Origin of the sequence: Streptomyces sporangiiformans, assembly GCF_005768555.2 — a bacterium.
GTDB lineage: Bacteria > Actinomycetota > Actinomycetes > Streptomycetales > Streptomycetaceae > Streptomyces > Streptomyces sporangiiformans.
On the sequence record NZ_VCHX02000061.1, the window covers coordinates 68,268 to 76,123 of the forward strand.

The 7,856-nt window shown below is 70.3% G+C and carries 7 protein-coding genes and 2 pseudogenes; 1 reads left to right on the top strand and 8 read right to left on the bottom strand.

Features of this window, described 5'->3' with window-relative positions:
- Positions 1 to 129: 129 nt before the first annotated feature.
- From FGD71_RS05745 to FGD71_RS05755, 3 genes and pseudogenes are all read right to left on the bottom strand, one after another.
- Positions 130 to 627 carry a glycosyltransferase family protein gene (locus FGD71_RS05745; RefSeq protein WP_119099283.1) on the bottom strand — a complete coding sequence of 166 codons (498 nt, stop codon included), beginning with the start codon at positions 625 to 627 and terminating at the stop codon, positions 130 to 132.
- Between the two features lie 101 nt (positions 628 to 728).
- Positions 729 to 809: pseudogene (locus FGD71_RS05750) on the bottom strand (CGNR zinc finger domain-containing protein); the annotation flags it as partial.
- 78 nt (positions 810 to 887) lie between these two features.
- Positions 888 to 2,130, bottom strand: a pseudogene (locus FGD71_RS05755) (RNA-guided endonuclease InsQ/TnpB family protein).
- 264 nt (positions 2,131 to 2,394) lie between these two features.
- On the opposite strand from FGD71_RS05755, the gene FGD71_RS05760 reads away from it, so the two are divergent.
- The gene (locus tag FGD71_RS05760; RefSeq protein WP_119099294.1) at positions 2,395 to 3,120 is read left to right on the top strand and encodes a leucine-rich repeat domain-containing protein; all 726 of its coding nucleotides are present in this window, start codon (positions 2,395 to 2,397) and stop codon (positions 3,118 to 3,120) included.
- Between the two features lie 6 nt (positions 3,121 to 3,126).
- Here FGD71_RS05760 and FGD71_RS05765 read toward each other — a convergent pair whose 3' ends face one another.
- From FGD71_RS05765 to FGD71_RS05785, 5 genes are all read right to left on the bottom strand, one after another.
- Entirely contained in the window at positions 3,127 to 4,032 is a 906-nt protein-coding gene (locus tag FGD71_RS05765) for a universal stress protein (RefSeq protein WP_119099284.1), read from the bottom strand.
- A gap of 131 nt (positions 4,033 to 4,163) precedes the next feature.
- Entirely contained in the window at positions 4,164 to 4,406 is a 243-nt protein-coding gene (locus FGD71_RS05770) for a DUF397 domain-containing protein (RefSeq protein ID WP_119099285.1), read from the bottom strand.
- Between the two features lie 128 nt (positions 4,407 to 4,534).
- Positions 4,535 to 5,701, bottom strand: coding sequence for a thiolase domain-containing protein (locus FGD71_RS05775; protein WP_119099286.1), 1,167 nt, complete (start codon positions 5,699 to 5,701; stop codon positions 4,535 to 4,537).
- A complete protein-coding gene (locus tag FGD71_RS05780; RefSeq protein ID WP_119099287.1) occupies positions 5,698 to 6,774 on the bottom strand; it encodes a thiolase domain-containing protein in 1,077 nt (358 codons plus the stop codon). Before FGD71_RS05780 ends, FGD71_RS05775 begins: the two co-directional genes overlap by 4 nt.
- Positions 6,771 to 7,715, bottom strand: coding sequence for a Zn-ribbon domain-containing OB-fold protein (locus FGD71_RS05785; RefSeq protein ID WP_119099288.1), 945 nt, complete (start codon positions 7,713 to 7,715; stop codon positions 6,771 to 6,773). The genes FGD71_RS05780 and FGD71_RS05785 overlap by 4 nt, the downstream gene beginning before the upstream one ends.
- Positions 7,716 to 7,856 lie beyond the last annotated feature (141 nt).

Below are 7,856 nucleotides of genomic sequence, written 5' to 3' on the forward strand. Positions count from 1 at the left end.
CGTGGTTCTTCTGGATACCTCAAAGGACTCACGGGGCTCATGCGACTCAGGCGACATGGCTCCGGACGCTAAAGGTCCGATCACATCGGTGACAAGAGCTATGACGCGGCGTTCGGGACCCCGAACGATTCACGCCTGCTGGAAGAGCTCCGCCGGAAGCGGCTTCAGGAGCGCGTACAGGTCGTCGGTGATGGGGCGGTCCCACGCGGCGATGGTCACGAGGACGTTGTCACTGCGGTCGAACTGCACACAGGAGATGCGCTCCTCGGAAAGCTTGAGGCGGCGCACGATCAGGAGGTTGTCGCCCTGCATCACCGGCGTGTCCTCGGCGCTGACGACGGTGACCTCCTCGTCGTTCTCCAGCGCCAGCAGGAGTTGGGCCACCTCGAAGGGAATCTCGCCCTCGGCGACCTCGCGGGCCGGTGAGCCCTCCGGCAGATTGCCGATGATCATCGCGGGGCCGCGACCGCCGAACAGGTCGTAGCGCAGGAACACACCCTGACAGCTGCCGTCGGGGGCGGGCAGCAGGCCCGCGCCGAGATTGCCCGGCCAGTCGCCCGGGTCCATGGCCAGAACGTCGAAGTCGGGCCCGGCGGGTGTGGCGCTGCGGCGGCGGAGGAAGGACATGCCGCAATGGTACGTGCAAGGAGGGACCACCGCCTCGGTCACCTGGTCGGGCGGACCAGGACCCTGAGCGGCCGGACAGCCCCTGATCCGCCGGACAGACCCTAAGCCGTCTTCTTGTGCCGCTCGTGGTGGCGGGCTACCCGGGCGCGGTTGCCGCACGACGGCGTGCACCACTCCTGGCGGGACGCCGCGGGGGCGCGCGGGGTGGCCCTTGAGGAATTGACATGCTCCCCACCTTGATGGGGGGACTCTGGCCGTCCCTACCGGTTGCTGTGCCGCTTCGCGGCATGGTCGCGGGCGGGGATTCCGTGGCTTCCTGTTTCTTCGCGCTGTGCCGGGATCGCTCCTGGTCTTACCCGCGCTCCGCAGGCCGATACCGCCAGTCCGGCGGCCGTCTTGACGTTCTGTGCGGCGTTGACGTCGCGGTCGTGGACTGTGCCACAGGCGGCACACGTCCACTCACGGACGTTCAGGGGTTTGGCTCCGTCCTTGGCACCGCAGGTGGAGCAGACCTGGCTGGTCGGCTCGTACCGGCCGACCTTGATCAGGGTGCGCCCGTACCGGGCCGCCTTGTAGGTCAACATGCTCACAAAAGGTGCCCCAGCCCGCGTCGTGGACCGATTTCGCCAGCCGGGTGCGCGCGAGTCCGTTTACCGCCAGGTCCTCCACCGCGACCGCTTGGTTCTCACGGATCAGATGGGTGGACAACTGATGGTGGAACTCTCGGCGGGCATCGGCTACTTGTGCGTGGGCGCGGGCGACCTTCAGACGGGCCTTGGCCCGGTTCTTCGATCCCTTCTGCTTGCGGGACAGCTCCCGCTGTGCCTTCTTCAGCTTTTTCTCCGCCCGGCGCAGGAACCTCGGGGAGTCGATCTTCGTACCGTCCGAGAGGACGGCGAAGTGGGTGAGGCCCAGGTCGATGCCGATGGCCTGGTCGGTGGCGGGCACCCGCTCCGCGTCGGCGGCCGGGTCGGTGTCGATGACGAACGACGCGAAGTACCTGCCCGCACTGTCCTTGATCACGGTGACGCTGGAGGGGACGGCGGGCAGACGCCTGGACCAGGCGACCTTCACCGCCCCGATCTTCGGCAGGTTGAGGCGTCCACCGGGAGTGATCGACCAACGGGCGTTGGCGGTGAACCGGATCGCGGCCCGCTGGTCCTTCCGCGACTTCATCCGCGGCGCCTCGACCCTGGGGCCCTTACGGGTGCCTTTCCTCGAGGCGAAGAAGTTGCGGTAGGCGGCCTCGGCGTCGCGCAAAGACTGCTGGAGCACCACTGCGGACACCTCCCTCAGCCAGGCCCGCTCCGGACGGTGCTTCGCCTCGGTGACCAGAGCCCGAGACAGCAGGCCCAGCGAGGGGCACGGCCGGCCGTTGGCATGGGCGTCGCGGCGGGCACGCACAGCGTCGTTGTAGACGACGCGGGCGCACCCGAACGCCCGCGCCAGCGCACGGACCTGGCCGGGCTCCGGGTACAGGCGAAAGCCGTACCGGAGCTGCATGCCACTGATCGTACGAGCGAGCCCCGCACGCACACATCGGGAACATCCGTTCCCCGCCTCACCCGGCCCGGGGCTGAGTACGCTGGGAGCCAGTGCGCCCGAGACCGTTCGGGGCGTGCGGCTGATCGGGCTCACTCCCGCTCAGTTCCAAAGGAACGGTGGGCGAGCCGCACGCGATGACGCTGTCCAAGGCGGGCGCCGACGGGAATCCGACGGCTCGCACTGGTCCTCAAGGGGCTCTGCCCGACGGGAGTTGCTGTGGCCGTGCCCCGGCAAGGCGTACTCAACCACTGGCGCGCCGACCTCGACGAGGTACCCGATGAAGTGTGGCAGCACCCCGCACCGGAGGTCCTGCTGCTGCCGGAGAACAGGCTCACCCAGGTGCCGGCCCGCATCGGCACGCTCACCACGCTGCACACCCTGGATCTCGGGCACAACCGCCTCACCGAGGTCCCCGACGAGTTGGGGGACCTGACGGGGCTCACGCGTTTCCTCTATCTGCACGACAACCGGCTCACCGCACTCCCCGAGTCGCTGGGCCGACTGACCCGGCTCGCCTACCTCAACGTCGGCGAGAACCACCTCACGGCTCTGCCGGAGTCGCTGGCTGCGATGACGGGCCTGGTGGAGCTGCGCGCCCAGCACAATCGCCTCACCCGGCTGCCCGCCTCGCTCGGCGCACTCGCCTCGCTGCGCGAGCTGTGGCTGCGCGGCAATCGACTCACGGCGCTCCCTGACTCCGTACGAAATCTGCGCGAACTGCGCGAACTGGAGCTGCGCGAGAACGAGTTCGCCGAGATCCCCGAGGCGCTGCGCGGGCTGCCGTTGCTGCGGCGGCTCGATCTACGGTCCAACCGGCTCGGCGAACTGCCGTCCTGGGTGGCTCAGTTGCCGTCCTTGGAGAAGCTGGATCTGCGGTGGAACGACATCGAGGCCCCGGCCGGGGTGTGGCGGGACCTCGAAGAGCGCGGGTGTGTGGTGCTGCGGTGAGGAGGGTCAGTCCGCCTGGCCGGCCGCCGGCACCACGGCCACCGGGCTCGCCGCGTGCAGCAGTACCGCCTGCGTGACCGAGCCGATCATGCGGATGGGCGCGAGCAGGCGCCGGCGGTGGCGGCCCACCACCACGAGTTCGGCGCCCTTGGAGGCCGCGACCAAGCGGCCGGCGGCGTCGCCCGGCAGCACGTCCACCTCGACACGGACCTCGGGGTGCCGCTCGCGATGCGGGGCCACGAAGCCGTCGGCCAGCGTCCGGATACCGGTCTCGACAGCCTCCTGATCGGCGGCCGAGGGCGGGACGAAGTCGCCGGGGCCGGCCCACATCTGGAGCGGCCACGCATACGCGGCGACCACCTGCACCCGGGCCCCACGGCGTGCGGCCTCGGCGCACGCGAAACCGAGGCTCGCCTCGTCGGGGCTGTCGACGTGCAGGCCCACCACCACGCGCGGACCCGGCTCGGCGGGGCCGTCCTCGTGCACCTCGCGTCCGGGGCGGGGCACCACGACCACGGGGCACTTCGCTTCCCGCGCCACGGCCAGCCCGTTCGAGCCCAGGAGCAGGCTCGCGAATCCGCCCCGGCCGCGGGAGCCGAGCACCATCAGCTGGGCGGTGGAGCCGAGTTCGGGCAGCACCTCGGCCGGTGTGCCCTCCGGGGCGAGGTACTCCGTCACCGGCCGGTCGGCCCGGCCCTCCAGGTGGCTGCGCACCTGACGCAGGACCGGGTCCTCCTCCGGCTCCGGCGGCCCGGCGGCCAGTACCTCGGGCTGCGCCCAGGACGCGTACTGCCGCACGTGGACCACACGCAGCGGAGCCTCACGCATCCGAGCGGCTTCGAGGGCCCACTCCAGCGCGCGCAAGCTGTCGTCGGAACCGTCGACCGCCGCGATGACGGGCAGGGTGCTCATGAATTCCTCGCCTCCGGAACGCCGCCTTCTGCTTCCCGGGGCCAGCCTCGCTCAGGCGTGACTCCGGGACGTGGCCGAAGGTCGCGTGTCCGGAAAGAGAGGGTGAAAACACCCTGTCGCGTGTCTGCCCGTCAGGTCAGGTCGAACTCCCCCTCCCGTGCCCCCGACACGAAAGCGCCCCACTCCGCAGGTGTGAAGATCAGGGAGGGGCTTTCGGGGCGGCCACTGTTGCGCATCGCGATGAAGCCCTCGACAAAGGCGATCTGGACATCCCCAAGCCCACGGCTGCTGGAGTGCCAGTCGGCTTTGCTGAGGTCAAGTTCCGGCTTGTCCCAGCCTGCGAGCGGGTGCTGCTGGATGGTGCTCTCAGCCACGTCCGTGCTCCTCCCGGTTCGTCGTCCGCCGCCAGCCTAGCGATCGGTTCCGGCGGCGGACAGGCCGCGGAAGAGGGTTGCCGCCCTGTCTTGATCAGAGAGCCGGTCCCACCTTGGTCCTGTCGTGCTCAGGACGTGGGCGGCTCCGCTCCGACCAGCCACATCGAGAAGAACTGCGAGCCTCCGCCGTAGGCATGCCCGAGTGCCCTGCGTGCCCCCTCGACCTGGTGTTCCCCTGCCTGTCCGCGCACCTGAAGGGCCGCTTCCGCGAAGCGGATCATGCCTGAGGCTCCGATGGGATTGGTGGACAGGACGCCGCCGGACATGTTGACCGGCAGATCCCCGTCGAGTTCCGTCACACCGGACTCGGTGAGCTTCCATCCCTCGCCCTCGGCGGCGAAGCCGAGATTCTCCAGCCACATGGGTTCGTACCAGGAGAACGGCACATACATCTCCACGGCGTCGATCTCCCGGCGCGGGTCCACGATCTGGGCCTGCCGGTACACGTCGGCCGCGCAGTCCTTGCCGGCCTGCGGAGACACCGCGTCCTTGCCCGCGAAGAGGGTCGGCTCGCTGCGCATCGCCCCACCGTGCATCCATGCGGGCGGCCGCGGCGAACGGGCCGCCCCCGCACGGTCGGTGAGCACCATCGCGCACGCGCCGTCCGACGACGGGCAGGTCTCGGAGTAGCGGATCGGGTCCCACAGCATGGGCGAGGCCTGCACCTTCTCCAGCGTGATGTCCTGCTCGTGCAGATGCGCGTACGGGTTCTTGAGCGCGTTGCGACGGTCCTTGTACGCGACCAGGGAACCGACCGTGTCAGGCGCGCCGGTGCGCCGTATGTACGCGCGCACATGGGGCGCGAAGAAGCCGCCCGCGCCGGCCAGCAGCGGCTGCTGGAACGGGATCGGCAGGGACAGGCCCCACATGGCGTTCGACTCGGACTGCTTCTCGTAGGCCAGGGTCAGTACGGTGCCGTGGACACGGCCCGCAATCAGGTTCGAGGCGACGAGCGCGGTGGAGCCGCCGACGGAGCCCGCGGTGTGCACGCGCAGCATGGGTTTGCCGACCGCACCGAGGGCGTCGGCGAGGTACAGCTCGGGCATCATGACGCCCTCGAAGAAGTCCGGCGCCTTGCCGATGACCACGGCGTCGATGTCGGCCCACGTCAACTCGGCGTCCGCCAGGGCCCGTCCGGCGGCCTCTCGGACGAGGCCCGCGATCGACACGTCCCGGCGGGCGGCGACGTGCTTGGTCTGGCCGATCCCGACGACGGCCACAGGCTCCTTGCTCATCGGGCGTCCCCTTCGAGTACGGCGACCAGGTTCTGTTGCAGACAGGGTCCGGAGGTGGCGTGGGCGAGCGCGCGGTCGGAGGCGCCGCGGTGGATGCGGGCGGCGGCCTCGCCGATGCGGATGAGCCCGGCGGCCATGATCGGGTTGGCGGCGAGCGCTCCCCCGGAGGGGTTGATCACGACGTCGCCGTCCAGCCGCAGGGCCTTGCGCAGGACCACCTCCTGGGAGGTGAAAGGCGCGTGCAACTCCGCGGTGTCGACGGGTCGTTCGAAGGCTCCGGCCTTCTCGGCGGCCAGTCGCGCGGACGGCGAGTCGGTCAGTTCGCGCACGCCGAGGCCGTGCGCCTCGATGCGGTGGTCGATGCCCCGGATCCAGGCGGGCCGCTCGCACAGTTCGCGGGCCCGCTCCCCCGCCGCGAGGATCACGGCGACGGCCCCGTCACCGATGGGCGGGCAGTCACCGGTACGCAGCGGACGTACGACGTAGTCCCCCTGCGCCACCGAACCCCTCAGCTGAGCATGGGAGTTGGACCCGGCTGCGTCGCGACTGCGGGAGGCCACCGCGGCGAGCGCGGGCTCGTCCGTGTCCCCCGCGTCGATGAGCGCCTGCGCCTGAAGAGCGGCGAGGGCTACGGAGTCCGGCCACAGGGGTGCCACGTAGTACGGGTCGAGCTGCCGGGTGAGTACGTCGCGTACGGAGCCGGGCGAGGACTTGCCGTACGAGTACACGAGCGCGGTGTCGGCCTCCCCGGTGAGCAGCTTCGTCCAGGCCTCGTACAGCGCCCACGCCCCGTCCATCTCGACGTGCGACTCGGAGATCGGCGGCCAGGCGCCGACCCCGTCGAGCGCCATGGTGAAGGAGAAGGCGCGGCCCGCGAGATAGTCCGTGGAGCCGGAGCAGGTGAAGTCGATGTCGCTGGTCTTCAGCCCGGTCCGGGCCAGGACCTCGTGCAGCACCGGCATGAGCATCTCCACCTCGGAGAGCTCGTCGGTGGTGCGAAGATGGTCGGTCTGCGCGAAGGCGACAACGGCGATCTCACGCGCCCCGGCGGCCTCTTGTGCGTCCCCGGTCACAGCAGCTCCTTGTACGTCTCGTAGTCCGCGTCGGGCTCGCCGGTGGGCCGGTAGTGGTCGGGGTAGCGGCCCCCGGACGTCCACACCGGCTCGACGCGCAGGCCCATGCGCACCTGGTCGTAGGGGATGCCGCCGATGCGGCCGTGCAGGGCGAGGTCGGCGCCGTCGAGCGCGATGTGCCCGTAGACGTAGGGGACTTCGATGTCGAGGTTCTTGGCCTTGATGTTGACGATGCAGTACGTGGTGACCGTGCCGCGTGGTCCCACCTGGACCTGTTCCGATGTGGCCACCCCGCAGGTGGGACACGCGCCCCTCGGCGGCACGTACACCTTCCGGCAGGACGGGCACCGTTCGCCGACGATCCGCCGGTCGGCGAGCGAGTTGATGTAGCCGGACTGGGCTCGGCCTGGCGAGTAGGTGTAGTCGAGGCGGGCGGGGGCGACGATGCCGGTCACCATGTCGTCGAACTGTCCGTCGTGATGGGCGAGTTCATGGTTCTCGAGGCTGTCGTACGGCTCGAAGCAGGCGATGTCGGTGATGGCGCCGGAGCGTTCCTCGGCCCAGCGGACCCGGACCCGCATGCCGGTGTGCACGGCGTCCGGCCCGGGGGCGTCCAGGGCGTGCAGGAGTGCCGTGTCGGCGCCGTCGAGCCGGACCAGGACCCAGGCGAAGGGCGTGTCCAGGGGCTGGTCGCGGCGGGGGGCGTGGTTCCAGGCCCAGGTGGTGACGGTGCCGGTGGGAGCGACCTGTACGAGGTCGTGAAGGTCTTCGGAGGTGACGGGGTCGTACTCGACAGGCGGGACGAGGGTCCTGCCGTCGCTGGTCTTCACGCCGAGGACGACGCGCTCGCGCAGTCCGGTGAGGAAGGCGCTCTGGACGGGGCTGAGGGAACGGGTGAAGGGAAACTCGACGACCAGGGGGGCTTTGAGGACTTCGGGCACGGGCTCTCCTCGCGAGGCAGCGCCCCGTAAGGGGCGCAGGGCTGTGACACGATGCGGCTCCGCCGCGCGGGCGCGACCAGCCACAACGGACCCGCAGCTGATAACCGGCCTTCCGGCGGGCGTGACGCACGGCCGGTGTGC